At 72.5% G+C, this 26,649-nt stretch carries 19 protein-coding genes; 11 read left to right on the forward strand and 8 right to left on the reverse strand.

Annotation, left to right across the window (positions count from 1 at the left end; genetic code table 11):
* The first annotated feature begins 10 nt into the window (after nucleotides 1-10).
* The 4 genes from AVL59_RS30560 to AVL59_RS50930 all read left to right on the forward strand — a co-directional run bounded on the left by AVL59_RS30560 (nucleotide 11) and on the right by AVL59_RS50930 (nucleotide 7,294).
* Nucleotides 11-1,180 (forward strand): ATP-binding protein, encoded by a 1,170-nt coding sequence (locus AVL59_RS30560; RefSeq protein ID WP_067310871.1) that lies wholly within the window; start codon nucleotides 11-13, stop codon nucleotides 1,178-1,180.
* The gene (locus AVL59_RS30565) at nucleotides 1,150-5,028 is read left to right on the forward strand and encodes a DUF5682 family protein (RefSeq protein ID WP_418361209.1); all 3,879 of its coding nucleotides are present in this window, start codon (nucleotides 1,150-1,152) and stop codon (nucleotides 5,026-5,028) included. Before AVL59_RS30560 ends, AVL59_RS30565 begins: the two co-directional genes overlap by 31 nt.
* The gene (locus tag AVL59_RS30570) at nucleotides 5,025-6,788 is read left to right on the forward strand and encodes a hypothetical protein (RefSeq protein WP_067310873.1); all 1,764 of its coding nucleotides are present in this window, start codon (nucleotides 5,025-5,027) and stop codon (nucleotides 6,786-6,788) included. The genes AVL59_RS30565 and AVL59_RS30570 overlap by 4 nt, the downstream gene beginning before the upstream one ends.
* A gap of 197 nt (nucleotides 6,789-6,985) precedes the next feature.
* Complete coding sequence (locus tag AVL59_RS50930; RefSeq protein WP_067310875.1) at nucleotides 6,986-7,294, forward strand: hypothetical protein; 309 nt, start codon at nucleotides 6,986-6,988, stop codon at nucleotides 7,292-7,294.
* A gap of 45 nt (nucleotides 7,295-7,339) precedes the next feature.
* Here AVL59_RS50930 and AVL59_RS30580 read toward each other — a convergent pair whose 3' ends face one another.
* The 5 genes from AVL59_RS30580 to AVL59_RS30600 all read right to left on the reverse strand — a co-directional run bounded on the left by AVL59_RS30580 (nucleotide 7,340) and on the right by AVL59_RS30600 (nucleotide 15,383).
* Entirely contained in the window at nucleotides 7,340-8,503 is a 1,164-nt protein-coding gene (locus tag AVL59_RS30580) for a substrate-binding domain-containing protein (protein ID WP_067310877.1), read from the reverse strand.
* 69 nt (nucleotides 8,504-8,572) lie between these two features.
* Nucleotides 8,573-9,700: an ABC transporter permease gene (locus tag AVL59_RS30585; protein ID WP_067310880.1), complete on the reverse strand. Its 1,128-nt coding sequence runs from the start codon at nucleotides 9,698-9,700 to the stop codon at nucleotides 8,573-8,575.
* The gene (locus tag AVL59_RS30590; RefSeq protein ID WP_067310883.1) at nucleotides 9,697-11,241 is read right to left on the reverse strand and encodes a sugar ABC transporter ATP-binding protein; all 1,545 of its coding nucleotides are present in this window, start codon (nucleotides 11,239-11,241) and stop codon (nucleotides 9,697-9,699) included. Before AVL59_RS30590 ends, AVL59_RS30585 begins: the two co-directional genes overlap by 4 nt.
* A 148-nt stretch (nucleotides 11,242-11,389) precedes the next feature.
* The gene (locus tag AVL59_RS30595; protein ID WP_067310886.1) at nucleotides 11,390-14,284 is read right to left on the reverse strand and encodes a SpoIIE family protein phosphatase; all 2,895 of its coding nucleotides are present in this window, start codon (nucleotides 14,282-14,284) and stop codon (nucleotides 11,390-11,392) included.
* A 130-nt stretch (nucleotides 14,285-14,414) separates the two neighbouring features.
* The gene (locus tag AVL59_RS30600; RefSeq protein WP_067310889.1) at nucleotides 14,415-15,383 is read right to left on the reverse strand and encodes a cyclase family protein; all 969 of its coding nucleotides are present in this window, start codon (nucleotides 15,381-15,383) and stop codon (nucleotides 14,415-14,417) included.
* A 649-nt stretch (nucleotides 15,384-16,032) separates the two neighbouring features.
* Here AVL59_RS30600 and AVL59_RS30605 point away from each other — a divergent pair.
* Nucleotides 16,033-16,236, forward strand: coding sequence for a cold-shock protein (locus tag AVL59_RS30605; protein ID WP_055710303.1), 204 nt, complete (start codon nucleotides 16,033-16,035; stop codon nucleotides 16,234-16,236).
* Between the two features lie 85 nt (nucleotides 16,237-16,321).
* A complete protein-coding gene (locus AVL59_RS30610; RefSeq protein ID WP_067310892.1) occupies nucleotides 16,322-17,998 on the forward strand; it encodes a DEAD/DEAH box helicase in 1,677 nt (558 codons plus the stop codon).
* Nucleotides 17,999-18,544: 546 nt separating this feature from the next.
* Here the strand turns inward: AVL59_RS30610 and AVL59_RS30620 are convergent.
* The gene (locus tag AVL59_RS30620; RefSeq protein WP_067310898.1) at nucleotides 18,545-18,772 is read right to left on the reverse strand and encodes a hypothetical protein; all 228 of its coding nucleotides are present in this window, start codon (nucleotides 18,770-18,772) and stop codon (nucleotides 18,545-18,547) included.
* Nucleotides 18,773-19,124: 352 nt separating this feature from the next.
* Between AVL59_RS30620 and AVL59_RS30625 the strand changes: the two genes are divergently transcribed.
* The 5 genes from AVL59_RS30625 to AVL59_RS30645 all read left to right on the forward strand — a co-directional run bounded on the left by AVL59_RS30625 (nucleotide 19,125) and on the right by AVL59_RS30645 (nucleotide 24,265).
* Complete coding sequence (locus AVL59_RS30625; RefSeq protein WP_067310901.1) at nucleotides 19,125-21,428, forward strand: helix-turn-helix domain-containing protein; 2,304 nt, start codon at nucleotides 19,125-19,127, stop codon at nucleotides 21,426-21,428.
* A gap of 419 nt (nucleotides 21,429-21,847) precedes the next feature.
* On the forward strand, nucleotides 21,848-22,414 hold the full coding sequence (locus AVL59_RS30630; RefSeq protein ID WP_067310903.1) for a CHAP domain-containing protein: 567 nt from the start codon (nucleotides 21,848-21,850) through the stop codon (nucleotides 22,412-22,414).
* 134 nt (nucleotides 22,415-22,548) lie between these two features.
* Nucleotides 22,549-23,736 carry a cytochrome P450 gene (locus tag AVL59_RS30635; protein WP_067310906.1) on the forward strand — a complete coding sequence of 396 codons (1,188 nt, stop codon included), beginning with the start codon at nucleotides 22,549-22,551 and terminating at the stop codon, nucleotides 23,734-23,736.
* 56 nt (nucleotides 23,737-23,792) lie between these two features.
* Complete coding sequence (locus AVL59_RS30640; protein WP_067310908.1) at nucleotides 23,793-23,999, forward strand: hypothetical protein; 207 nt, start codon at nucleotides 23,793-23,795, stop codon at nucleotides 23,997-23,999.
* 50 nt (nucleotides 24,000-24,049) lie between these two features.
* Nucleotides 24,050-24,265: a DUF4177 domain-containing protein gene (locus AVL59_RS30645; RefSeq protein ID WP_067310910.1), complete on the forward strand. Its 216-nt coding sequence runs from the start codon at nucleotides 24,050-24,052 to the stop codon at nucleotides 24,263-24,265.
* 216 nt (nucleotides 24,266-24,481) lie between these two features.
* On the opposite strand, the gene AVL59_RS30650 is transcribed toward AVL59_RS30645, so the two are convergent.
* Both AVL59_RS30650 and AVL59_RS30655 read right to left on the reverse strand, forming a co-directional pair.
* Nucleotides 24,482-25,966, reverse strand: coding sequence for a DEAD/DEAH box helicase (locus tag AVL59_RS30650; RefSeq protein ID WP_067310912.1), 1,485 nt, complete (start codon nucleotides 25,964-25,966; stop codon nucleotides 24,482-24,484).
* A gap of 171 nt (nucleotides 25,967-26,137) precedes the next feature.
* Nucleotides 26,138-26,341 carry a cold-shock protein gene (locus tag AVL59_RS30655; protein WP_067310915.1) on the reverse strand — a complete coding sequence of 68 codons (204 nt, stop codon included), beginning with the start codon at nucleotides 26,339-26,341 and terminating at the stop codon, nucleotides 26,138-26,140.
* Between the last annotated feature and the right edge of the window lie 308 nt (nucleotides 26,342-26,649).

Here is a 26,649-nt window from a genome sequence, read left to right on the forward strand (position 1 = left end):
GCACCAGCCGATGACCACCGTCCTCGTTCCCGACACGACCCGTCAGATCGTCCCGCCCGAGGACCGTTACGCCACCGAGCTGGCCTTCCTCGCCGCGTACGACGGCGGTCCGCGTCCGCCCGCCTGGCGGCTCACGCCCCGGGCCGTCGTCACGTTCGTCATGGGCAGCGGCGGGCAGGCACTGCGGCTGCCCGAGGACGCCGAGGTGCCCGGCACGGTGCCGCGGCGCCTGGTGGTGGAGGGCAAGTTCGTCGGCGACCGGGCGCTGGTCGAGCGGTGCGTGGTCACGCTCGCCGGTGAGCGGGGCCTGCTGCTCGTCGGCGAGCCGGGCACCGCCAAGTCGATGCTGTCCGAGCTGCTGTCGGCCGCCGTGTGCGGGACCAGCGGTCTGGTCGTGCAGGGCACGGCCGGTACGACCGAGGACCAGCTCAAGTACGGCTGGAACTATGCCCTGTTGCTCGCGCAGGGGCCCAGCCGGAAGGCGCTGGTGCCGTCGCCGGTGCTGACCGCGATGTCCCGGGGCGCGATCGCCCGGATCGAGGAGGTCACCCGCTGTCTGCCGGAAGTGCAGGACGCCCTGGTGTCGCTGCTGTCGGAGCGGCGCATCGCCGTACCCGAACTGGCGGGCGGCGAGGACGCGCTGGCGCACGCGGTGCCCGGGTTCAATCTCATCGCCACCGCCAACCTGCGGGACAAGGGCGTCTCGGAGATGTCCGCGGCGCTCAAGCGCCGCTTCAACTTCGAGACCGTGGGCCCCATTCCGGACCTCGACGCCGAGACCGCGCTGGTGCGCGGCCAGGCCAGGGCGTCGGTGGAGCGGGCCGGGGCGCCCTTCCAGGTCGACGACGCCGTCCTGGAGGCCCTGGTCACCGCGTTCCGGGACCTGCGGGAGGGGCGCTCGGCGGAGGGCTGGGAGGTGGAGCGGCCGTCCACGGTGATGAGCACCGCGGAGGCCGTGTCCGTCGCCGGCGCGCTGGGGCTGGCCGCGGCTTACTTCCCCGGTGACCGCGACGTCCTCGACCTGCTCCCGGGCCATCTCCTCGGTGTCGTGCGCAAGGACGACCCGGCCGACGCGGCCCGGCTGCGCGGCTACTGGGACGGTCCCGTCCGGCGCCGCGCCGAGCAGGGCTCCGCCACCTGGCGGACCCTGTGGGACCTGCGCACGGTCCTGGAGGGCTGACGGCCGTGCCCCACGCTTCTCCCGAGGCGGCCGTCGCGGCCCTCACCGACCCGGCGGCGCCCTTCCTGATCGGTGTACGGCACCACGCGCCCTCCCTGGCCGCAGCCGTGCCGGCGCTGCTGGCCGCGGCGAAGCCCGACGTCCTGCTCGTCGAACTCCCCGCAGAACTGCAGGACTGGCTGCCCTGGCTCGCCCACGAGGAGACCCGCGCACCGGTCGCCCTCGCCGCCGCACCCGGTGACGGGGGCGGCGGGCCGGCGTTCTATCCCTTCGCGGACTTCTCCCCGGAACTGGCGGCGGTGCGGTGGGCGGCACGGCACGGCGTACCGGTCATCGCCTGCGATCTGCCGCTCGCGGACCGGGCGTGGAGCGGCGCGCACCCCGCCGGCGCGTCCGACACCGATGGGGAAGGCGGCCCGGAGCCGGTCGGACAGACGCCTGCCGGCCCGCAGGGCACTGGTCCGGGAGGCGGCTGCGCACCGGGCGGACAGACATCGCCCGACGCACCCGGCACCTGCTCAGAACACAACAGCGCACCAGACGAACAGACACCGCCCAACGCACCCGGCACCAGCCCGGCACGCGGCAGCGCGCCAGGCGGACAGGCATCGGCCGGCGGCGCACCCGGCACCGGCCCAGGACGCGGTGGCGCGTCTGGCGGACGAGGGCCGACCGGTGCGCCCGGCACCGGCCCGGGACGCGACCGTGCGCGGGAGGAGGGCGGCGGCGCGGGGGCGGCGCCGGACGGTACCGCCGTCGCCGGTCTCGCCGGCGCGCTCCGTTCACGCCTCACCGGCCGGCCCGGTGACGACCTCTGGGACCGGCTGGTCGAGGCCACCGCCCCGGGCTCGTCGCCGGAGGCCCTTCGGCGGGCCGCGCTGCTCACGGGGTGGGCGCTGCGCGAGGACGCGGCGGGCTCGCGCGGGGTGCCGGAGCCGGACCTGCGCCGGGAGGGATGGATGCGCTCGTGTCTGGCCGCGGCCACGGCGAACGGCGAGCGTGCCGCCGTGGTGGTGGGCGCCTTCCACGCTCCGGCGCTGCTGGCCCCGGCCGACGGCGACCACGACCGGCCCGTCCCGGCGGCCTCGACGTGGACCACCTCCCTGATCCCCTACACCTACGCGCTCCTCGACGAGCGCTCCGGATACCCCGCCGGTATCCGGGACCCCGAGTGGCAGCACAGGGTGCTGGAGGCCGCCGGTGACCCGGCCGCGCTGGAGGACGCGCTGACCGGGACGGCCGTGCGGGTGTGCGCCGAGCTGCGCGCGCTGGGCCACCCCTCAGGGCCCGCCGACGCGCGGGAGATCGTGCGGGTCGCCGGTGATCTGGCCCGGCTGCGGGGCCTGCCCGCGGCGGGCCGGGGCGAACTGGCCGAGGCCGTGCAGACGGTGCTCGCGCAGGGCGAGCCGTACGGGCGGGGGCGGGCCGTGGCGCGGGCGATGGAGAAGGTGCTCGTCGGCAGCCGCGCCGGGCGTCCGGCGCCCCAGGCTCCGCGCAGCGGGCTCGCTCCGGCGGTCGAGGCCGAACTCGCCGCGCTCGGCCTTCCGGGACCGGCGGACTCCGGGCCCGGCACGGCCCGCGACCTGCGCCTCGACCCGCTCCGCTCCGACCTGGACCGCCGCCGCGAACTCCTGCTGCGCCGTCTGACGGTCTGCGCGGTGCCGTACGCGGAGCCCAAGCAGGTCACCGGCGCGGGCGGCGCCGAGGCGCTGACGTCCCGCTGGGAGGTGCGCTGGACGCCCGCCACGGCGGCCATGCTGACCGCGGCCGGTGTCCGCGGGGTCACCCCCGCCCAGGCCGCCGAGGGCCTGCTGCGCGAGCGGCGGCGCACCGAGCTGGACGCGGGCGGGACCACCGGGGCGCAGGCCCTGCTCGGGCTGGAGCAGGCGGCGGAGTGCGGGCTCCCGGGTCTCACGGACGAGCGGCTCGCGGAGGTCGCCGAGGTGCTGCCGGACTCCGGCACGCTCCCCGAACTCCTCGCCGGGCTCGCCCTGTCGGACCGCCTGCGCGCCGGTCACATCGCCGGGCTGTCGGCCGAGGACGACCGTACGGCACGGGCCGCCGCCGTGGCCGAGCTGCTCACCGCGGCCGCCGTGCGCCAGGTCGACGGCCTCACCGGTTCCGAGGACCCGGCCGACGCCCGCGCCCTGCTGGAACTGGCCCACCGGGCCGACCTGTTGGGGGGAATCCGGCTCACCGACGCGCTCGCCCGGCTGGCCGCCGACGGTTCCCCGTTGATGCGCGGCGCCGCCGGAGCGGTCCGTGTGCTGCTCGGGCACGAGGATCCGCGGGGCTTCGGTGACCGGGTGGCGTCCTGGGTCGACGGGGCCTGCGACCCCGAGTCCCGCTCGGCGCTCGTCGCGCGGCTCACCGGACTGCTCACCGCCGCCGGGCAGTTGCTGGAGTCGGCGGCGCCCGCGCTGGAGCCGCTGCTGGGCCGGGTCTCGCAGCTGTCCGACCGGGACTTCCTGGACCGGCTGCCCGCACTGCGGGGCGGCTTCGACACACTCAGCCCGGCCGCGCGCGACCGGCTCCTGTCCACCGTCGAGGAGCGCCTGGACGAGCGTCGTCCGGCCGCCACCGCCGCCGTCGACCCGCTCGCCCTGGCCATGTGGACCCGGGCCGACCTCGCCGCCCGCGAGGCCCTGGACACCTGGGGACTGCTTCCACCACCCAGGCGGCCGGGGTCGCCCACCGCGACCGCCGACGGCCCGGGCGACCCCGTCTCCGGCGAGGACCACCGCCTCGCACCGGCCGACCGCTGGCGTCTCGTACTGGGCCGCCGAAGCGACCGGCTTCCCACGTCCGCCCGCCCCTTGGCGACGGCGCTGGACGAGCTGTACGGAAGCGGACGCGGCGAGGGGTGCCGGGGCGACCTCAGCGGACCGGGGAGCCGCGCCGGACGGGAGGCGCCGTATCCCGGGGTGCGGGAGTGGTCCGAGGAACTGGTGGCGCTGTTCGGGCCGGGCATCCGGGAGGAGGTGCTGGCGGCGGCCGCGGCGGCGGGCCGTACGGACGTGTTCGCGGAGCTCGACCCGGACACCGTACGGCCCTCCGTCGATCTGCTCCGTTCGGTGCTGCGGCACTCGGGCGGACTGCCGGAGGCCCGGCTGGCCATGCTGCGGCCACTGGTCCGGCGCCTGGTCGACGCGCTGACCAGGCAGCTGGCCACGCGGTTGCGTCCGGCCCTGCACGGCACCGCGCTGCCGCGCCCCGGCCGGCGCCCGGGCGGCGGCCTCGATCTGCCGCGCACACTGCGGGCCAACCTGGCGACCACGCGCCGCGCCCCGGACGGCACGGTCCAGGTCATCCCCGAGCACCCCGTCTTCCGCACCCGGGCCCGAAAGGCCGCCGACTGGCGGCTGATCCTGGTCACCGACGTCTCGGGGTCCATGGAGGCGTCCACCGTCTGGGCGGCGATCACGGCCTCCGTGCTGGCCGGGGTGCCCACCCTGTCCACGCACTTCCTGGCCTTCTCCACCGAGGTCATCGACCTGACCGACCATGTCGAGGACCCGCTGTCGCTGCTGCTGGAGGTCAGCGTGGGCGGCGGCACCCACATCGCGGCCGGGCTGCGGCACGCGCGGGAACTGGTCACCGTGCCCTCGCGCACACTCGTCGTGGTCGTCAGCGACTTCGAGGAAAGCTGTCCGCTCGGCGGACTGCTCGCCGAGGTCCGCGCTCTGGTCGGCTCCGGCTGCCAGGTCCTCGGGTGCGCGAGCCTGGACGACTCCGGACGGCCCAGGTACTCCACCGGGGTCGCGAGCCAGTTGGTCGCCGCGGGGATGCCGGTCGCCGCCCTCAGTCCGCTCGAACTCGCCCGCTGGGTAGGAGAGAAGATCGCATGAGCGAGGACCTGGAGAGCGAGAAGCGGGTGAGCACGGCGCTGCCCCCGGTCGCGCCGTCCGTGACCGCCGAACTCGTCGCGGCCCTCTCGCCCCGGCTGCGCAAGCGGCTCGACGCGGGCGTCGCCAAGCTGGCCGACCGCCCGGCCGTCCGCGACGGCGACACCGTGCGGATCGCCGTCGACGACAGCACCCACGTCGAACTGCACGCCCCCGGCGGCTCGGTGACCAGCGCGGACGCCGTCCGCTGCGGCTGTCTGCTGGCCCCGGACTGTCTGCACCGCGCCGCGGCGGCCTCGGCGGCACCGATCGCGGAACCGGCTGCGGAACCGGCCACGGCGACCCGGTCCGAGGACGCGGTCGCAGGTGAAGCGCCGCAGCCGGACCCGGAGCGGCCCGAGCGGGCCACCCCCGAGCAGTGCGCCGCCGCCCGTGCCCTGCACACCGCCGCGGCCGCCGTGCTCGAAGCCGGTACGGACGGTTCCGGGGCGGTGCTGCAGGCGGAGCTGCTGCGCGCCGCGCACACCGCGCGGCTCGCGGGGCTCCCCCGGGCCGCCGCCACGTCCGTCTCCGTGGTCACCGCGGTGCGCGCGGCCCGCTCGGCCGACCCGGCGTACCGCCTCACCGACCTCGTCGGCACGCTCCGCGACGCCCTGTCGGCGGCCCACCGGATCCCGCACGCCGAAGGCCCGGAACTGACCGAGTTGCGCGGCACGGTACGGCAGCCGTACCGCCCCGACGGCTCGCTGCGGCTGTACGGCCTCTTCTCCGAGCCGGTGCTCACGGCGAGCGGGTACGCGGGCGCCGTCACCTGGACCGCCGATACCGAGGGCCGCCTGTACCAGGTGTCGGACGTGGCTCCGGGCGGCGCCGGGCGGGCCGTGGGCGCGGCCGACCGGGCCGTGCGGGTCGGGGACACGGCGCTGACCCACCGCGAGCTGTCCCGGGCCGGGCTCGCCGTGTCGGGTGCCACGGTGTCCCCGACGGGGCGGCTGGGCGCGGGCGCGGGAGTACGGGCGGTCCGCGCGTCCGGCGCCGACTGGCGCGCGGAGCCCCTGGACCGGCTCTGGACGGTACCGGCGGCCGAACAGGTGGCCCGCGCCCTGAGCGGCGGTGCAGACCTGCTCTTCCTGGAGGTCGCCCTCGTCGGCACGGTCCGTGAGGCGGCGGGGGACTGCCTCCTGGCCGACTGTGCGCGCCTCACCCTGCGGCTGACCGCCGCCCACGACCACCCGGCGCTCCCCCACCGGGACAACCTGCGCCTGCTGGCCGCCGCCCGGGGCAGCCGGCTCCGGATCGTCGCGCGGCTCACCCCGGCCCCGCACCCCCGGGCCGTGCTCCTGGCGTGCGAGCACCCCACCCTCCCCGGCACCCGCGTCGACACCGGCCTGGACCGGCTGCTCCGCGCCGACCTGCCCACCGCGCCCGCCTCCCCCGCGCCCCGGGCCGATGTGCCCACGCCCGAGGAGGCTCCCGTGCACCTGCTGAGTCGCCGGGTGCGGCAGGCGGCCTCGGGCGGCCGGCTCGCGCTGTCCTTCCCCGGGAGCACCGCTGCCGATGTCCGGCGGCTGGGCCGCCACGGTCTCGCGACGGCGGGTGACCTGCTGGACGAACTGCACGCGGCCGCGGCGGAGCGCTCACGCGATGTCTTCGGCCGTCTGCTCCCGGCGGACCCGGACCGGTTCGCCCGGGCCTGGCTGGCCGCGGCCCGCTACGCCGACCAGGTGGACCGCGCGCTGTGCGCCGCGGCCTGGGGCGCCTGAGGCGTCCAGGGACGCGGAACCGCAATCCAAAAGGGCTCCACCGGCGTACCCAAGAGGAGAGCCGCAGCCCCCGGGGGTACGCCCCGGACGGCTGTCCCGCCGCCCGCGACCGCGACGCCGCTCCCTCGCGGCTGCGGCTGTCCCTCGCGTGCCGCTGTGAGGTGCGCGAGGGACAGGAAAGGAAGGGTGCATCCATCATGCGAGCACAACGCGCGACGCGTCTCGCCGCGGTGTCCGCGGTCGGCATTCTGATGGCCGGCGGCGCCGCGATCGGCACAGCGGGCCCGGCCGCGGCAGCGGCCCCCGCCGTGCACACACATGTCACCACCGACCGGTGCGGTGACTGGGGCCGGGGCTGCTTCGACCATGGGTTCCGCTTCGACCACGGGTTCCGCTTCAACCACGGGTTCGACCACGGGTTCCGCTTCAACCACGGGTTCGACCACGGGTTCGACCACCACGGCTTCTTCTTCAACCACGGAGGTGCCGTGATCATCGTGCTCTAGTAATGCCTCGGACATCGCACGGCCCCGTGCGGGGGGGCGGCGCCGTCACTTTCCCCAGATCCTCCGGTATGCCTCCCGGTAGCCCGACGGGTCCCAGGTCGTGGCGCCGTCGCTGTTGTCGATCGTGGTGATGTGGACAGGAGCCACATAACGGCTGGCGGGGCGGCCGGAGAAGGCGCGGTTGAACTCGTCGACGATCTGCCAGCCCTGCAGGGACAGCGGCTCGGGCACGGTGGCCGCCTGGTACTGCTTGTCGTTGATGCGCTGGAAGGCGGACGGGTCGCCGTCTCCCGCGCCGATGTTGAAGGGCGGCCCGGCGCCCTTCTTGCCCGCGGCGCGGAAGGCCGGGGCGGCATCGGCGAAGTACAGATCGTTGATGGCGACGGAATACGTCCACCGGCCGGGAAAGCGGGACAGGAGCGAGGAGATCTCCTGGGGTGTGCGGCTGCTCGCGTCCGGGATCGGGATGTTCTCGTACGCCAGCAGCCGCACGCCCGAGCAGGTGGCGAGCTGCTTCCTGATCAGTTCGGACTTGTTCTTGGCGAAGGGGATCGAGGCGTCGGTGAAGAGCACGACCCCGGCTCGGCCCTCGGATGTCGCGATGACCCATTGCGCGCTGACCGCGGCCACGTCCTCGACCTTGGTGGTGATGTTGGTGAAGAGCTCGGGCCGTCGGCTGGGGCCCGGGGAGGCGACCGCGTGCCAGCCGATGAGCGGGATGCGTGCCGCGTGGGCACGGGCGACCTGCTGCGAGGTCGCGTCGGGGTCGAACCCTCCGATGACGATGCCGGAGGGCTTGAGGGCCACGGCCTGGCTCATCGCCGCCTGGATGCCGGCGGGGGTTCCGCCGCCGTCGATCACCCGGACGTTCCAGCCGATGACCCGCGCGGCTTCCCGTACGCCGTCGGCGGCGCCCGCGGCTCCCGGATTGGTCATGGTCTGGGCGACGTAGACGATGGTCTTTCCGGCCACCGCCCTGGGGCCGCTGGTGGGCCCGTCCCACGGGACGTCGGTCCGCTCCGCCCGGCCGACGGCGGCCCCGGCCCTGGCCTGGGCTCCGGGGCAGCCGCTCGGCCCAGAGGGGGAGGCTCCCGGGCCGCTCGACGAGCCGCGTTCGCAGCCTGCCAGGACGGCTGCGGCGACCAGCAGGGCGGTGGCGGCGGACCGTGGGCCGTGGACGCCGGGGGTGGCCTTGCGGTTGCGGTGCACGGAAGCTCCTCGCTGAGGGGGAGGCGGGAGGATGCGCCCTGGGCGCGGCGGTGAGGCTCGCGGCGTGGGTCAGGGAGTGCTGCCGGCCGGGCCGTCGTCCTCGGCGGGCGGCGGCTGAGGTGGCGCGGCGGGTGCGTCGCGGGCCGTGACGGCGCCGGTGCTCAGTCGCCGGCGAGCGGAGTAGCCGGCCAGGCCGACGGCGAGGAGCAGGGTGCCGCCGTAGAACAGCGGGACCGTCCAGAAGTCCGCGCCCATCTGGGTGATGCCGGTCAGGCCGACGGCGAGGACGGCGACGGCGACGAGGGTGCCCATGGCGTTGGGGCGGCCGGGCTTGATCGCGGTGGAGCCGAGGAGGGCGCCGGCGAAGGCGGGCAGCAGGTAGTCGAGGCCGACGCTCGGATTGCCGATCTGTTGCTGGGCCGCGAGCAGTACTCCGGCGAAGCCGACGATCAGCCCCGATGCGGCGAAGGCGTAGACGGTGTATCTGCGGGTGGGGATGCCCACGAGGTCGGCGGCGCGCGGGTTCGCCCCGATGACGTACAGGTACCGGCCGATCGGCAGTCGCTCCAGCACCAGCCAGAGGGCGAGCGCGAGCGCGAGTACGTAGCAGGCGGGGAGGGGAACGCCGAGGAACGTGGAGTCGTAGAGGTCGGTGAAGGCGGCGGGCAGGCCGTGCGGGCCAGGGACGATCCGGCCGCCGCCGGTGATCCAGCCGCTCACGGCGTACAGCATGCTGCCGGTCCCGAGCGTGGCGATGAAGGAGTCGATCCGGCCGAACTCGACGATCACACCGTTGAGCACACCCACGACGACCCCACCGGCGATCACGACGAGACAGGCGAGCGGCCAGGGCCAGCCGCCGCCCACCAGGAGCCGCATCACCATGACGTGCGCGAGGCCGAGGCCGTAGCCGAGGGAGAGGTCGAACGCGCCGGTCACGATGGGCACCATGGCCGCCAGTGCGAGGACGGCCGGGATCGACTGGGTGAACAGGATCGAGTCGACGGTGTCCAGGGTGGGGAAGGTGCGCGGCAGGGTGACGGAGAAGACGAGGAAGAGCAGGGCGGTGAGAGCCGGCAGGCCGTAGGCGCCGATGAGGCGTCCGCCCGGGCCCCGTGGCCGGACCGTCCGTCGTCCGGGCCCGCTCAGCGGGCCCGGACGCTGCGGGCGTGGCCGGGGCGGGGGCGAGGCGGTCACGGGTTCGTCGCGGTTCCGGAGGCAGGCAGGGCCGAGGCCGCCCGGGTGAGCCCCGCGGCCGTGAGGGCCGGACCGGTCAGCTCGGCGGTCACGGTTCCGCGGACGAGGACCAGGGCCCGTCGGCACAGGTCCGCGACCTCCCCGAAGTCGGTGGAGATGAGGAGCACCGCGAGCCCGGCGGCGAGCGCCTCGTCGAGCAGCCGGTGGATCGCGGCCTTGGCACCGACGTCCACGCTCGCCGTCGGTTCCTCGAGGATCAGCAGGCGCAGGCCCACGCTCAGCCATCGGCCGATCATGACCTTCTGCTGGTTTCCGCCCGACAAGGTGGCGATACGGGCCTCGGTGTCGCGGGGACGTACCGAGAACCGCTCGATCAGGGCGGCGGCCTCGGCGCGTTCGCGTCGGGGACCGGTCCAGCGCAGTGCGGAGAGGCCTCCCGCGCGGGGGTTGGCCAGGAGGTTCTCCCGTACGGTCAGCTCGGACAGGCAGCCTTCCCGTTGTCTGTCGCCGGGCACGAGGGCGACCCCGAGCGCGACGGCGTCCGCGACCGTGCGGGGGCGGTAGGGGCGGCCGCCGAGCAGGGCCCGTCCGCCGAGCAGGGGCCGGGAACCCGCGAGGGCCCGGCCCAGGTCCATGTGTCCGGCGCCCGAGAGGCCGACCAGGCCCAGGACTTCCCCGGCCGCGAGCTCCAGGCTGACCGGTCCCGCGCCGGCGGTCCGTACCCCGTCGAGGGTCAGGACGGCCGGGCCGCCGGCCGGGGCCGTGGCGGGGCGGTGGCGGGCCGGCTCCTCGCCGGTGATGTCGTGCACCAGGCGGGCCGGGCTGTGGCCCGCCACCGCGCCGTGGCTGACCAGGCGGCCGTCGCGCAGGACGGCGAAGGTGTCGGCGACCTCGTACACCTCGTCCAGGCGGTGGCTCACGTAGAGGATGCCGTGCCCCTGGTCGCGCAGGGTGTGCAGGACCCGGAAGAGCCGGGCGCAGTCGGCGGCGGGCAGGCGGGCGGTCGGCTCGTCGAGGACGATGAGCCGCGCCCGCGACGCGAGGGCCCGGGCGATGGCGACCAGGGACCGCTCGGCCGGTGCGAGGTCGGCGATCGGCGTGTCGGGGTCGAGATGTGCGGCGACGCTCCGCAGCGCCTCGGTGCAGCGCTTTCGCGTCCGCCGCCAGGAGATCAGTCCGGCCCGGCGCTCGTATCCGGTGTTCAGCGCGATGTTCTCGGCGACGGTCATCCACTCCACGAGCCCGAGGTCCTGGTGGATGAAGGACATGCTGTGGGAGGCGGCATGGGTGCCGAGCGGGTGACCGTCCACCGTGATCCGTCCGGAGTCGGCGTGGTGGACGCCGGCGAGCACCTTGATGAGGGTGGACTTCCCGGCTCCGTTGGGGCCGAGGAGGGCGAGGACGCTGCCGGCGTGGACATCGAGGTCGACGCCGTCCAGCGCGAGCGTCCCGCCGAACCGCTTGCCGAGCCCACGGATACGGACCAGAGGTTCCGCCGCGGAGGGCGGGACCGTGGCAGAGATGTCGTGAGCGTCGTGCACGGACAGCTCCGGGGGTCGGACCGGCGAGTTCTTCCCGACTGGCACCAGCGATACTAGCGGCCCATATCACGACATCTGCGACATCTTGCCACCGGCCGTGCCTCCAACGGATCAGCTCGTCGTGACGTGAGCGGATCAGCGGACCGCCTCAGACGCCGGCGAGCCCGCATTCGGCCCAGATGACCTTGCCCTGCGGCTTGTACCGGGTGCCCCAGCTCTGTGCCAGCTGGGCGACGAGGAACAGTCCGCGTCCTCCCTCGTCGGTGCTGGCCGCCCGGCGCAGGTGCGGGGCGGTGTTGCTGGTGTCGGAGACCTCGCAGATCAGACCGCGGTCATGGAGGAGCCGCACCCGGATGGGCCCGGCACCGTGACGGATGGCGTTGGTGACGAGCTCGCTGAGCATCAGCTCCGCCGCGAACGCGGCCTCGTCGAGTCCCCAGTCGGCCAGCTGGCGCAGGGCGGCGGCGCGCACGTCACTGACCCGGGCCGGGTCGGCGGGCAGGTCCCAGGTGGCGATCCGCCGGGGGTCGAGGGCGCGGGTGCGGGCGACGAGCAGGGCGATGTCGTCACAGGGGTGGGCGGGCGCCACGGTGTCCAGCACCGCCTGGCAGGTCTCCTCGGGCGCGCGCTCCGGGTGGGCCAGGGCGCCGCGCAGCTGGTCGAGGACCACGTCGACGTCGCGGTTGCGGTCCTCGATGAGTCCGTCGGTGTAGAGGACCAGCTGGCTGCCCTGGGGGAGCTCGATCTCGGCGGCCTCGAACGGCAGTCCCCCGAGGCCGAGCGGAGGTCCGGCGGGCAGGTCGGGGAACGAGACGGTGCCGTCGGGGTGGACCAGCGCGGGCGGCGGGTGGCCGGCACGGGCCATGGTGCACTGCTGCGTGGTCGGGTCGTAGATGGCGTACAGACAGGTCGCGCCGACGATGCCGACGCCGTCGGCCGCGGGTTCCTCCCGGTCCAGGCGTCCCACGAGGTTGTCGAGCTGGATGAGGACTTCGTCCGGAGGGAAGTCGAGTTCGGCGAAGCTGCGCGCGGCGGTCCGCAGCCGGCCCATGGTGGCGGCGGAGAGAATGCCGTGGCCGACGACATCGCCGACGAAGAGGCCGACGCGGGCGCCGGACAGGGGGATGACGTCGTACCAGTCCCCTCCGACGTCGGACTCGGCGGGCAGGTAGCGGTGGGCGACCTCCACGGCGTCCTGGTCGGGCAGACCGTGCGGGAGCAGGCTGCGCTGCAGGGCCAGGACCATGGTGCGTTCACGGGTGTAGCGCCGGGCGTTGTCGATGGACAGTGCGGCGCGGGTGGCGAGCTCCTGGGCCAGCGAGCGGTCGTCGTCCCCGAAGGGAGCGGGGTTCTGCTCCTGTGCGCGGTAGAAGGCGACGACGCCCAGGACGACACCCCGGGCGACGAGGGGCACCGCGATGAGGGAGTGGACATGGCCGAGCAGCCGCTCGGTGTGCTCGGGGTCGTGCGCGAGCCAGCCGGCGGCGACGTTCAGGTCGGGTTCCAGCACCGCCTGGCCGGTGGTCAGACATCGCAGGTGGGGCGTGGCCGGGCCGTAGTCGGCTCGCTTGCCGACCGGTATGAAGGGAGCGTCGTCGCGGATGCCGTGGACCACCGCGCGGCACAGGTCACCGCGGGGATCGGTGGACTCCTCGCCGTGCAGTACGGCCTCGGGCAGGTCGATGGTGACGAAGTCGGCCAGTCGCGGCACCGCCGTCTCGGCGAGTTCCTGGGCGGTGCGGCGCACGTCCAGGGTGGTGCCTATGCGGGCGCTGGCCTCGGTCAGCAGCTCCAGACGGCGGCGCGCGGCCACGGCGTACGTCCCCACGCCCGGCTCCCCCACCATCACGAGCCCTCGCGCGGGAGGCGGGGAGTCGAGGTGATCGCCCGTCGCGCCGTCGCCACCGTCGGCGCCGTCGGTCGTCGCACCCTCGCCGCTCGGAGCGATCCGGCCGAATGTCACGTCGGGAAGGTACCCCGGCATCGTGGGGCGGCGCGGACGTCCGGACGCCGCGACGCCGGAATCGGCCACGGGCCCCGCGGACAGGGGGACTGCGGCGGGCTCGGCGGGGAAGCCCCGCGGCTGGTCCATGCGGTGCGGGAAGGCGAAGGGCTCGTGCGGGGCGCGGCCGTGCAGCACGGCCTCGATGGCGATGCCCTCCACTCCGGAGGCGCTCGTCATCGGACGGCTCACGAGCGTGACCTGCCGGCCGGCGGGCAGGGACACCTCGACCGCGGCCCGCTGCGCGCGCGAGATCAGTTCGGCGGCCCGGTCCATGAGGATCGCCCGGTCATGGGGATGCAGTTCGAGAGCCAGCTCGTCGACCCCGATGCCGCGGGGCGGGGCGGCGACGGTCCGGGCGGCCAGGTACGCCCGCAGCAGAGCGCGCTCACGCGCGGAACTCTGCCCCAGAAGCCGGCGCTCGATGGCCCCGGCCGCCTTGCGTATCACGGCGGCCAGCGCCGCGTCGTCGGCACTGCGCGGATAGCCGAAGCACAGGACGCCCTCGATGCGGCCGCTGAGCGGGTCGCGTACGGGCAGCGCGCGGCAGGCGCTGCCCTGGGAGCGCTCGGCGAAGTGTTCGGCACCGTAGACCCGGATGAGCTGCCGCTCCGCGAGGGCGAGGCCGATGCCGTTGGTGCCGGCGACCTGCTCGGCGAACACGAACCCGGGGACGCTCTGGATCGCCGGAAGGCTCCTGGCCAGCGATGGCTCGCCGAAACGGCGCAACAGGACCGTTCCGCTCGCGTCGGCGACGCAGATGTTCATCGCACTGCCGGCGAACCTGGCCTGCAGCCGGTCGAGCACCGGCACGGCCGCGCGGATGATCCGGCTGTCCGGGTCGATGTCCTCCCGGAAGGGGAGGTCGGACTGGTCCGGCGACAGCCCCAGCGACCTGCAGCGCTGCCAGGAGCTCAGGATCGGCTTTCGCACACCCGTCCCGACCGGCTCCCCTTGGAGAAACCGCTCACGGAAACGAGTGGGGCCCCTGCCGTCTGCCACACGCCCAGCCGGTATCGGTTCACCGCCGGACCGAATCACGCTCCGCCTCACTTCCGCTTTAGCTGGTCCACATATGGAAAATATCTGGCATTGACGAGGATACGGACATTAGGCACGTGAGTCACGATTCACCAGGTCCGCACCGGCCATGTCCGGTGCGCAGGACTCGTCAGAGGACCGCGACCGGGCTGACGGGCGAGCCCGTCCCGCCCGGGACGTTCAACGGCGCCACGACGAACAGGAACTCGTACCACCCCGCCTCGGCGGTCGCGGCGGAGAGGGCCTCCAGGTCGAGGTTGTCCAGCAACGGCACTCCCAGCGCGGCCAGGGCCAGGGCATGGACCGGAGAGTGCACGCCGTCCACGGGCGAGGGCCGTACGTCGTTGTCGCCGTCCGCACCGAGCAGCGCGATGCCGCGCTCGGCCAGCACGGGCACGGCGTCCACATGGAAGCCCGCGCTGACCGCCCCGCTGTCCCAGGCGCCGAGTTCCTGACTGCGGCGGACCCGTCCGGTGCGCAGCAGCACCGCGTCGCCCTCGCCCACGGTCACCCCGAGCGCCTTCTCCGCGGCGAGGACGGCCCCGGCGTGCACCGCCTGCCCCGGCTCCAGCCAGCCGACGCCGAGAACGGCGGGGAGATCGAGCAGCACACCCCTGGTGACGAGGGGCCCGAGCGCCGAGACCGCGCCGAAGCGGGCGCCCGCGGCATCGACGGCCTCGTGTGCCGTCCGCCCGTCGTAGAGCTGCCCCTGGTAGGCGATGTGGCACAGCGCGTCGAGATGGGTGATCGCCTTGCCGTGGTAGTCGGCGGCGATGAAGTCCTTGTACGCGGAGGGTTCAGGGTTCTCCACGTCCCCGAGGTCGGTCATGTGGTGCAGGGCGGGCTTGTGGTTGTCCGGGCCGGGACGGGTGTTCCAGGGCAGCGCCATCGGGACGACGGTCCCGGACCGCACCATGGCCACGGCCCGCCTCACACGGTCCGCGGTCACCCGGTTCCAGGCCCCGCGGTCGGCCGGCACCCAGCGACCCCACGTGCGAACCGACTCGAAGAGGGCGTCGAACTCCCGGCGGGAGACAGCGGGCCCGTTACTGGCACCGGCCGGACCGGGACCCGGGACGTCGGTGGAGCTGGAGCTCATCTGCGCTCACCGTTCCCTGACGCGGAGGAGCGTCGTCCTCGTGATCTGAAGTCCAGCTTCGCACCGACGAAACCGAGCCGCACCCGCCGGACGATGCCACCTGGACCCGGCAGCCGAGGCCCGCGCCGAGCAGGCTTTCGCCGCCCGGGTCGGCACACCGATCGCCACCGCCCGACGAAGGCACCGTTGCGGCCCGAGTCCGCGTCAGTGGCGCGACCCGGAGCCGACCGGCATGCCCGAAGCGGGACTGGACCACGCGGCCGACGAACTGGCGGTTGATCCGGCTGAGTTGCATCAGCGTGAAGGGCCGCGTCGGAACAGGCGTGGACGGCGACGCGCTCCCGGAGCAGACGCCCATGACAAACCGACCACGGCAGACTGGTTCCTGACCGACTCACGCCCTCGCCGCCCCCCCCAACGGCCAGGTTCCGAACACCCACCGACGCGGCCGGGGCCACCGGCAGCCGGTCGGGACTCCACCGCATCTCGATGATCCACCACAGGCCGCCGAGCCATGCTAGGATTTCCGCGTTGCAGTTGTGGTACCCATGAACCTATGTGCGCCTGACAGGAATGCTTTCCCCCTCAGGCGCATTATTTGTTTTCCGGCATCTCCGGATGGGGCCTCTGCCTACTGAAGGAGAATGTCATGGCACAGGGAACCGTGAAGTGGTTCAACTCTGAAAAGGGTTTCGGCTTCATCGCGCAGGACGGCGGCGGCCCCGACGTCTTCGCCCACTACTCGAACATCGCGACCCAGGGCTTCCGTGAGCTGCAGGAGGGCCAGCGGGTCTCCTTCGACGTCACGCAGGGCCAGAAGGGCCCGCAGGCGGAGAACATCCTCCCCGCCTGATCGCCGGACGCGTACCCGCTCACCGGGGTCCGCACCGTCATGGTGCGGACCCCGGTTTGTGCTTTCCAGGAAGGCAACCAACCGCATGTCCCGCAGGCCCCAGAAGTCGAACCGGCGCGCCTCGTCACCCTCACCGTCCGTATCATCGCCGCGGGAATTCCGGCTACCGGAAAGCAAGACACCCGCGCTTCCCGCCGTCGAGGACTTCGCCGGTCTGGACATGCCCGCAGGGCTGCTGAAGACCCTCATCGCGCAAGGCGTGACCACCCCCTTCCCCATCCAGGCCGCCACGCTGCCCAACTCGCTCGCCGGCCGCGACCTCCTGGGACGGGGACGCACCGGCTCCGGCAAGACCCTCGCGTTCGGGCTGGCGCTCCTGGCCCGCACGGCCGGACTCCGCGCCGAGCCCAAGGCGCCCCTCGCCCTCGTGCTGGTACCCACCCGTGAACTCGCCCATCAGGTGGCCGACGCGCTGACCCCCTACGCGACGGCGGTGAACCTCCGGCTGGCCACCGTGGTCGGCGGGCTGTCCATCACCAAGCAGGCCGGTGCGCTCCGGCGCGGCGCCGAGGTACTCGTGGCGACTCCGGGCAGGCTCAACGACCTCGTGGAACGCGGGGACTGCGTGCTCGACAGCGTACGCATCACGGTGCTGGACGAAGCCGACCAGATGACCGACATGGGCTTCCTGCCGCAGATCACCAAGCTGATCCAGCAAGTACGGCCCGACGGACAGCGCATGCTCTTCTCGGCCACCCTGGACCGCAACATCGACCGCCTGGTGCAGCGGTTCCTGACCGATCCCGTGGTGCACTCCGTGGACCCGTCGGCCGGGGCGGTGACCACCATGGAGCACCACGTGCTCCACGTCCTGGACGAGACCGACAAGAAGGCCGTCACCACGCGCATCGCGGCCCGCGACGGCCGGGTCATCCTCTTCCTCGACACCAAGAGATCCGCCGACCGGCTCACCAAGCGGCTCCTGGCCGTCGGCGTCCGCGCGGCGGCGCTGCACGGAGGCCGCTCCCAGCCACAGCGGAACCGCACCCTGGAACAGTTCAAGAACGGCCAGGTCACCGCGCTGGTGGCGACGAACGTCGCGGCCCGGGGCATACACATCGACAACCTCGACCTCGTCGTGAACGTCGATCCCCCCACCGACCACAAGGACTACCTCCACCGCGGCGGCCGCACGGCCCGCGCCGGCGGCTCCGGCAGTGTGGTCACCTTGGTCCTGCCCGACCAGAAGCGCGACGTCACCCGGCTCATGTCGGACGCGGGAATCCGCCCCCGGACGGCTCGCATCACATCGAGCGACGCGGAACTGACCACCATCACCGGCGCCCGCGAGCCCTCCGGCGTGCCCGTCACCATCGAGGTCCCCCAGCCGACGGCACCGACAGCGTCCCGCCGCGCCCCGAAGAACGGCACCGAGCCCGGCAGACGGTCCAGCCGCCGCCGAAAGGGCGGCAGCGGAGCGGCGACAGACGCTGCCTCCGGAACGGGGGGCCGGGCAGCGGCCCGAGTGGCAGTGGCCGACGGCCCTTCCCTCACCGGCGGACGCGGTTCTGCCCGCAGGACGGCAGGCGGGAGGGCCACGGGCGGTGCCGCTGCTGCGGGCAGCCGCGGTTCCGACCGCCGGGCCGCGTCCGGCGCGGCGAACGGCACCGACTCCGGCAAGGCCGCCCGCGGATCCGGCCGACGGGCGGCGTCCCGTGGAGTCACGGGCGGCACCGGCGGCCGCCGCAACTCCGGGTCCTAGCCCGGTATCGGCCGACGCTTGTCCATGTCGAGCCGGAACGCCAAAGGGGTCGATGTGCACCAGCGGACTGGAGCAGGCGCAGCGCGAGCGTGGACGGCTCGGCATGCTCCTTCTCCAGTCCCGTCATGGCGTCGGCCTTGCCGTAATGGATCACGACGTCCGCGCTGTCCCCATGCTGAACGACCCGCAGGACGCTGAGGATTACGAGGCGCAGGTCGAGGCCCGGCCGGTGGTCGCAGGCGAAGATCTTGCGCTCCGTCGCATGTATCAGCCAAGGAAGCTCGGCCGCACCCGACGGTTGGGATTCTCCTTGTTCGTTTCCGCCGAACTCCGTCAAGGCGACCCACAGCACGCGCACGTGCCCGGCGAGAGGGCCTCTGACCGACCGGGCGGGCGAGACACGCCCCACGGCTTCTTCATTCGGGACGCAACCGGTTCCGTTGCGAGGACACGTCTGCCTCGAGACGTGCGACGATCTCGTCCATCGGCCGACGGTCTGTGGCCGCTGTATCCGGCGGTGACGCGTCTCTTCAGGCTCCACTTCGTTCAGTGCCGGGAAGCGAGCAGCAGGAGCAGGAACACAACCCCCAAGGCGACCAGGCAACCGGAGCAGCCCCCGGAGGACCCCTTGCGGACCTCTACCACGCCTCCGGCAGGGGTGTGGGGATGGCTTCGGGCGTAGTGGGTCTCGATCGTCTGCTCGCCCTGGGATTCACTCCCCCAGGCGGTGCGATACCCGCACTCGCCGCACCGGTAGCGGTACTTGTCGGCCATGGCTGTCTCCTTCTGTACTCGGTCGGTTGCGTGTGGCTGCTGACACGTCCTGTCGGATGCTGGGGCAGCCCGTGAAATCACCTTGGAGCAACGGCAGTTGGTTCCTGAGCGGTGAGGCCCGAGACGCTCGGACGGTCCTGGGGTGCGGTCGTCGAAGGCATGCGGTTCCCCGTTCTCCGGACCGGTCGATGCACTCGGCCCGGTCGATCCCGTCGATCCCGTCGATGCCGTCGAAGGTCGCGGAGGTGTAGGAAACGTGGACAGGCCATTGAACCGGTCATATGTGACCGGTGGCCGCGTTACAGTCCCCCACCTGCGGAAATCGTTTTCTGAGGGGGAAGGGCCGTGAACGGTGGCCAGTGAGTTCGGCGATGAGCTGCGGCGGCTGCGGCGCGAGGCGACGCAGGAGGAGCTGGCGGAGCGCTCCCGGGTGAGTGTGAGCACCATCCGGGGTCTGGAGACCGGCAAACGCTCCAACCCCCGGTTGAGCACGGTGGAACAGCTGGCCGACGCTCTGGCACTGGGGCCCGAGGAACGCGAGAGGTTACTGATCGCCGCCGGTCTCCTCGATGCGGGGCAGCCCGCACCACCCAAGCCGGAGCCGGCAGCGCCCGCCCCACCCGCAGACCCGGCCGAGCAACTCGCGAGACTGGTGGCCGCCCGCTGGCGGCGCGAAGAAGAACAGCGGCAGGTCCAGGACCCCTTCCCCCTGCCGGTCCGCTGGCGGACGGCCCCCGAGACCCTGACCGACCACTGGGACGTCATCCTCCGGCTCCGCGCCAGGGACACGGCCCCGGCCACCCCCCTCGACCTGGACGGCCGGCTGGACCAGATCGCCGAGACATTCCGGCGCATCCCCTCCGGACGACTGGTGGTGCTCGGCAGATCGGGCTCGGGAAAGACGATCCTGGCCCTGCGTTTCGTCCTCGACCACCTCGCCGCACGCAGCCACACCGACCCCGTTCCGGTGATCTTCGGCATCGGAACCTGGAACCCCACCAAGATCACCCTGCGCGACTGGCTGGCCGCCCGGCTGACGCGGGATCACCCCGGTTACGCCGCACCGGGCCCCGGCGGGGAGAGTCTGGCCTCCGAACTGGTCGAGTCCGGCCGCATCCTCCCCGTCCTGGACGGCTTCGACGAGATGGCCGAGGGCCTGCGCCGCCCCGCCCTGGAAGCCCTCAACGCCACCACCCTCCCCCTTCTCCTCACCAGCCGCCCCGGCGAATACGCCGCCGCGGTCGCCCAAACCGACGTACTGACCGCCGCCGCCGCGATCGAGCTGACCGACCTCACCCTCGACGACCTGGACGACTACCTGCCCCGCACCACCCGCAAGACCGGCCGCACGGACTCCACGACGAACATCTGGAAACCCGTCCTGACCGACCTGCGCAATCAGCCACAGGACCGGCCCGCGTCCCCCCTCGCCACGGTCCTGACCACCCCGCTGATGGTCACGCTCGCCCGCACCGTCTACAGCGACACCCCCGACCACGATCCGGCCGCGCTCCTCGACACCGACCGATTCGCCACCCCGGAGCAGTTGGAAGACCACCTTCTCGACAACTTCCTCCCCACCGTCTATCGCCGCCGGCTCCACCAGAGCCGGACCGGCGGGAACCAGCGCACATTCGACCCGGAACGAGCCCGGCACTGGCTCGGCTGCCTCGCCCACCACCTGAGCCTGCTCGAAACTCCCGACCTCGCCTGGTGGCGGCTCGGCAGCGCACTGCGCCGCTCCACCCGCACCCTGGTCACCGCCCTGGTGACAGGGCTGGCCATCGGTCTCGTCGTCGCCGCCGCCGTCATCGCCGTCACCGGCTCGTTCACGTACTCCGTCGTGGACGGGACAGCCGCCGGCCTCCTTTCCGGGCTCAACTTCGGGCTCACGCACTGGCTCGTGTTCGCGGTCAAGAACAATCCGGTGACGCCGTCCACCGTCCGCCTGCGCATCCGCGGCAGATCAGGGGCCGTCCAGTACACGACAGGCCACCGACTGGCGATCGGGGCACTGAGCGGGCTGGTCTTCGGCTTCGGCTACGGGTTTCTGGTCGGCATGAACAACCCGCACACCTGGAAGTCCGGACCACCGACCGCGCTGCACACCGCGCTCGTCGACGGGCTCGTCCACGGCCTGCCCTTCAGCGCCGCTGCCGCACTCACCGCCTACCTCCTCGGCCTCCTCGAAACCCCCCTCGACATCAACTCCGCCGGCGACCCGCGCAGCCTCCTCAACACCAACCGCGGCACAGTCACCATCCAACTGCTCGTATCGGCGCCCGTCTTCGGGGCGGTGGTGGCCGTAGGCGGAGGCGCAGTCGGGTTCTCCCTCCTCCAGGGGACGCCCGGCCCCCTCTTCTGGCCCCCCAGGCCCGCACTCGTGCTCGGCACCATCAGCGGCCTCGGCGGAGCCATCGGAGCCGCACTCACCCTGACCGCCTGGGGCCAGTGGCTCGTCCTCACCCGCATCTGGCTGCCGTTGACCGGACGCCTGCCCTGGGCCGTGATCACGTTCCTGGAGGACGCCTACCAGCGCGGCGTACTGCGCCAGGCCGGCGCGGTCTACCAGTTCCGCCACTCCCGCCTGCAACGCCACCTGGCCCAGGCCCACCAGGCACTCCCCTCACGCGATCGAACGCCCCGTCGGAGATAGCGCCTCCCTCGGTCGGGTTTCACGGCGATGTCATCGCCTCACCCAGTGCCGCTTGATCCTGATTGCGTCATTTCGGGGCGAGATGGCCGGCCGACCTCGCACACCTCACCCGCGCAACCAAGCGAAAGCCGAAGAAGGTCCGGACCGGCTCCCACCTGATCGACGGCTGCCTCCCGCCCACCGGCCTGGCCATGGACCGCGACGTCGTCAAAGCACCGGACATCGCGATTTCAACCTGAGTATCACCGTGTCACGGAAATGTCATGGGGTCTTTCTACGGTCCTATCAGACGTGTTCGCGACGCATAAGCGAGACGCGCGCTGCCCTCAGGAGCGGAACTCCATGGATCCGCATGCCCGATTACCGGCGCCAGGCTCACCGCGATCACGTCCGATCCAGCCGAAACCGAAAGGGAGATCATGACGTTCGAAAAGACGCGTAACACGGTCATCGGGGGCCTGGTGGCGGTGGCCCTGGTGGTGCCGTCCCTCTTACTGGCCGCGGGCACTGCGTCGGCCACAACCGACGACATCGTCACGATCGCGAACGCGAATCTCGGCAATCACGCCTGCGACACGAACAGCACGGGCGGGCAGGGATACAACTCCAGCTGCACGGGCGCGGGTGGCTCGCCGGAAAACTGGTGCGCCGACTTCGCGGGGTGGGTCTGGGCCCAATCGGGCTACAACGCCGACGGATTGACCCCGGCGGCCGGCAGCTTCGGACAGTACGGTGCGGGACTGCACTCCGATCCCCAAGTCGGTGACGCGGTCGTCTTCAACTACGACGGCAACAGCTATGCCGATCACGTCGCCATCGTCACCGCGGTCAATCCCGACGGGACCATCGAGAGCATCGGCGGCAACGAGGTCACGAACGACCCGTCGACCGCCTCCGTCAGCCAGGACGGCCCCTACAGCGGTGCGGTGGGCTACAGCTCGTACTGGAACATGACGATCAGCGGCTACGTCTCGCCCACGAACTAGCCCGACGTCTCGGAGCGGTTCGCCGTCGTCCGGCGAGCCGCTCCGGCTTGTGACACCGGCGCCGGAGACACATACGCTCTGCGTGGGCTCCGGGGAGGCCGGAATTCGAGGAACGGGAACGGAGGGCGGCTTCTATGGTGACGGCGCGCCGGTTTCCGCTCGGCTCCGCGACCACGCTCACGGAGCTGGAGGACGACCCCCACCCCCGGCTGGCCCTGCTGCGCGCTCACGAACCGGTTTCGTGGGTCCCCGTGCTGGGCGGCTGGCTGGTGACCCGACGTGATCTCGCGCTGCGCGTGATGCGCGACGCGGCGACCTTCACGGTGGACGACCCCCGCTTCTCCACCGCCCGGGTGGTCGGTCCGAGCATGCTCTCCCTGGAGGGTGCCGAGCACAAGCGGCACCGCGCCCCGTTCACCGACCCGTTCCGCACGCAAGACGTGCACGACCGGTTCACCGGGTTCGTGGAACAGGAGGCCGCCCGGCTCGTGGAAGGCATCAGGCCGCGTGGCAGCGCCGAACTACGCCGGGAGGTGGCCGGGCCATTGGCCGTCGCCGTCGTCGCCGAGTCGCTGGGCTTGGTCGACGCGGACGCCGAGGCGGTGCTGTCCTGGTACGACGCCATCGTGAGCGCGGTCTCCGACATCACCGCCGGGCTGTCGGCGAACCCCGCCGGGGCGGTGGCGTTCGACCGGCTGCGCGCAAGCGTCGAGGCGACGGTCGCGGCAGGCAGCGATGGGTCGCTGCTGGTCGCGGCCTCCGAGAGCATGCGCCTGACGCTGCCGGAGGTGGTCGCCAACGCCGCCGTGCTGATGTTCGGCGGTATCGAGACCACCGAGGGCATGATCGCCAACGCCGTACTGCACTTGTTGGCACACCCTGGTCAACTCGCCCTCGTGCATGCCGATCCAGACCTGGTCGATGCGGCGATCGAGGAATCGCTTCGCCTGGAACCCGCCGCGGCGGTCGTGGACCGCTACGCCACCGCCGACGTGACGATCGGCGGGGCCGACGTGCGGCGCGGGGATCTGGTGGTCGTCTCGCTCGCCGGCGCGAATCGCGACCCCGAGGTCTTCCAGTCCCCCGACAGTTTCGACCTGCGACGGGGCAACTCGCGCCTGCAGCTGGCCTTCGCGCACGGCCCGCACTTCTGTCCGGGCGCCCACCTTGCCCGTCTGGAAACCCGCGCCTGCCTCCTCGCACTCCTCGACCGTCTCCCCGGCCTGCGGCTCGACCCTGCCTCGTCCTCCGCCCCCAGAGGCCTGGTCTTCCGGAAGCCCCCGGCTCTGCGCGTCCGCTGGGACGTGCCCGCGCGGCGCTGACTCGACGGTGGGTCACTCCCGCGTGGCGCCGCACCGGCACCGCCGAAGAAGGCCAGGTGGCGAACGGTTCGGGCGAGTGGGCGCGGATGCGCTCGATGCCGCCGAAGACAGCCCTCGGGTGGCTGTGCGTGAAGGAGCGGGCGAAGGGCCCGCCGTCGTGGTCCGGCTCCGTCTTCGCCGGCCACCGCGTTGTCGCCCTCCTCGTTCCCTCCCTCGGATGGCTTGACCCCCACCCCGCCGTGTGCGACAACACCGAACGGTGATTGGCTGTCCCGGTTCCCTCAGCCAGTCCATCCACGGGAAGGCCCCAGCCATGAGCAACCCCTACGCCCTCGAATACAAGGTCGTCACCTTCCGCGAGTCACTGATCGGAGACGCGCTGGACAGCGACAAGCTGGAGAAGGTTCTGAACAAGCATGCAGAGGACGGCTGGGTCCTCAAGGCGATCACCTCCGCCGACGTCAAGGGCCGCATAGGGCCTGGCGCGGTCGAGGGCCTGCTTCTGACTCTGGAACGTCCGCGCCGCTGACGGCCGCGGGTCCTGGGCGGCACGGTGAACGGCGGGCTCCGCCGCACTCGGCGGTCTCGCGCGTACGGGACCTGTGCCGCCGGAACGTCCAGAGGTCCAGCGAGGGACGGAGATCGCTCAGCGCACGGGCGCCGGCGGCTGGGCCGCCGGCTTCGTGGTGACGTCCGCCGACATGGCGATCAGGGCTCGCGGTGGTACGAGGGCACCGTTGCCGCCCTATGCGCCACGACGGACCCGGGCGGCCTTGCGGGCCTCGGCTATCTGGCGGGCCTCAGCGGACCGGCGAGACTCGCCACCGCCGCCGGCCCGCCCCGGGCGGGTGCCCATGCCGCGGAAGGGGGCACCGCCGCGCTTCGGGCGCTCCGTCACCGGCCCACTGCCGCCGACGGGCACACCGGAGGGAGCCTGGGCGCCGGTGATGCGGCTCAGCTCGGCCTCGCCGGAGCGGACCTGCGTGATCTGCGGCCTGATGCCGGCGTCGGACATGAGACGGACCAAGTCCCGGCGCTGGCCCGGGAGGACCAGCGTGACGACGCTGCCGGACTCGCCGGCGCGGGCGGTACGGCCACCGCGGTGCAGGTAGTCCTTGTGGTCGCTGGGCGGATCGACGTTGACGACGAGGTCGAGGTCGTCGACGTGAATGCCCCGGGCCGCGACGTTGGTGGCCACCAGCGTCGTGACGTCACCGGCCTTGAACTGTGCCAGGGTGCGGGTGCGCTGGGGCTGTGACTTGTCGCCGTGCAGCGCCGCGGCCTTCACGCCGCTGCTCAGCAGGTGCTTGGTGAACTGGTCGACAGCGTGCTTGGTGTCCAGGAACATGATCACACGCCCGTCGCGGGCAGCGATTTCGGTGGCGGTGGCGTACTTGTCGGCGCCGTGCACCTGGAGCACGTGATGCTCCATCGTGGTGACCGCGTCCGCAGACGGGTCGACCGAATGGACCACCGGGTCATGGAGGTAACGACGCACCAGGAGGTCGATGTTGCGGTCCAGCGTGGCCGAGAACAGCATGCGCTGGCCGTCGGGACGTACCTGGTCCAGCAGTTCGGTGACCTGCGGCATGAAGCCCATGTCCGCCATCTGGTCGGCCTCGTCCAGGACGGTGATGTTCACTCGGTCCAGGCGGCAGTCCTTGCGCTCGATGAGATCCGCGAGGCGGCCAGGAGTCGCGACGACCACCTCGGCCCCGGCACGCAGTGCGCCGGCCTGCCTGCCGATCGACATGCCGCCGACCACGGTGGCCAGCCGCAGCTTCAGCAACCGGGCGTACGGGGCCAGCGCATCGGTGACCTGCTGGGCCAGCTCTCGCGTGGGTACGAGGATGAGGGCCAGCGGCTTTCGCGACTCGGCACGCTGCCCGGCTGTTCGCACGAGGAGCGCCAGGCCGAAGGCGAGCGTCTTGCCCGATCCGGTGCGCCCGCGGCCCAGGACGTCGCGCCCCGCGAGGGAGTTCGGCAACGTGGCGGCCTGGATCGGGAACGGCTCGTTCAGGCCGCGACTGGTGAGCATCTCCAGCACCTCGACGGGCATGTCCAGTTCACCGAAGGTCGCGGCGGCGGGGAGGGCCGGGGTGACGGTGACCGGCAGCGCGAACTCCCCCTGAGGTGCGGAGGAACGGCGGCCGGTGTCGCCTGGACCGACGCCGGGGCGGCCCTGACCCCGTGGACGGAAACGGTCGTTCGTGCGGGCTGAACGGCTCATGGAGAACTTCCTCAACAGGGCGCGCATCGAGGAATTTCCGACAGGAACGAGCCGGATAAATTGCAAGAACGAGCCGAATGAAAATCTAAGAGAATTCCAGCGGAATACAGAAAGCAGTGGGCTGGGGCCCCACCGCAAGGCGGGGCCCCAGCCATCTCGTGCGCTTCGGCGTCAGGCGGGAGTGATGTTCTCCGCCTGCGGACCCTTCTGGCCCTGCGTGATGTCGAAGTTCACCCTCTGACCTTCCTGGAGTTCACGGAAGCCCTGGGCGGCGATGTTCGAGTAGTGGGCGAAGACGTCCGGGCCGCCGCCGTCCTGCTCGATGAAGCCGAAACCCTTTTCCGCGTTGAACCACTTGACGGTGCCAGTAGCCATGTCACATCTCCTTGGGGGCAGTGCCCGGGGACTCACACCGTGCGAATCCCTGCGTTGCCACAATGAGCCCCGTCCGGATAAGCACCGGAGATACAAAAATGCCCGACGACATGCAGTCGCCAAGGCACTTGAAGTTTCGGGAACCACAACTGCAACTACGATCAAGTTTAGCACGGCACACGCATCCGCACCGCTTTCACCCGTGCCGTAAGAGCTCGACACCGCGGGAACACCGGATCAATACACCAGTCGGCACTGACTCGACTATATACGGAAGGCGAATTTTAAGATTGCACGAAGTGCGGCCA

The sequence above is a fragment of the Streptomyces griseochromogenes genome (assembly GCF_001542625.1).
Taxonomy (GTDB): Bacteria; Actinomycetota; Actinomycetes; order Streptomycetales; family Streptomycetaceae; genus Streptomyces; species Streptomyces griseochromogenes.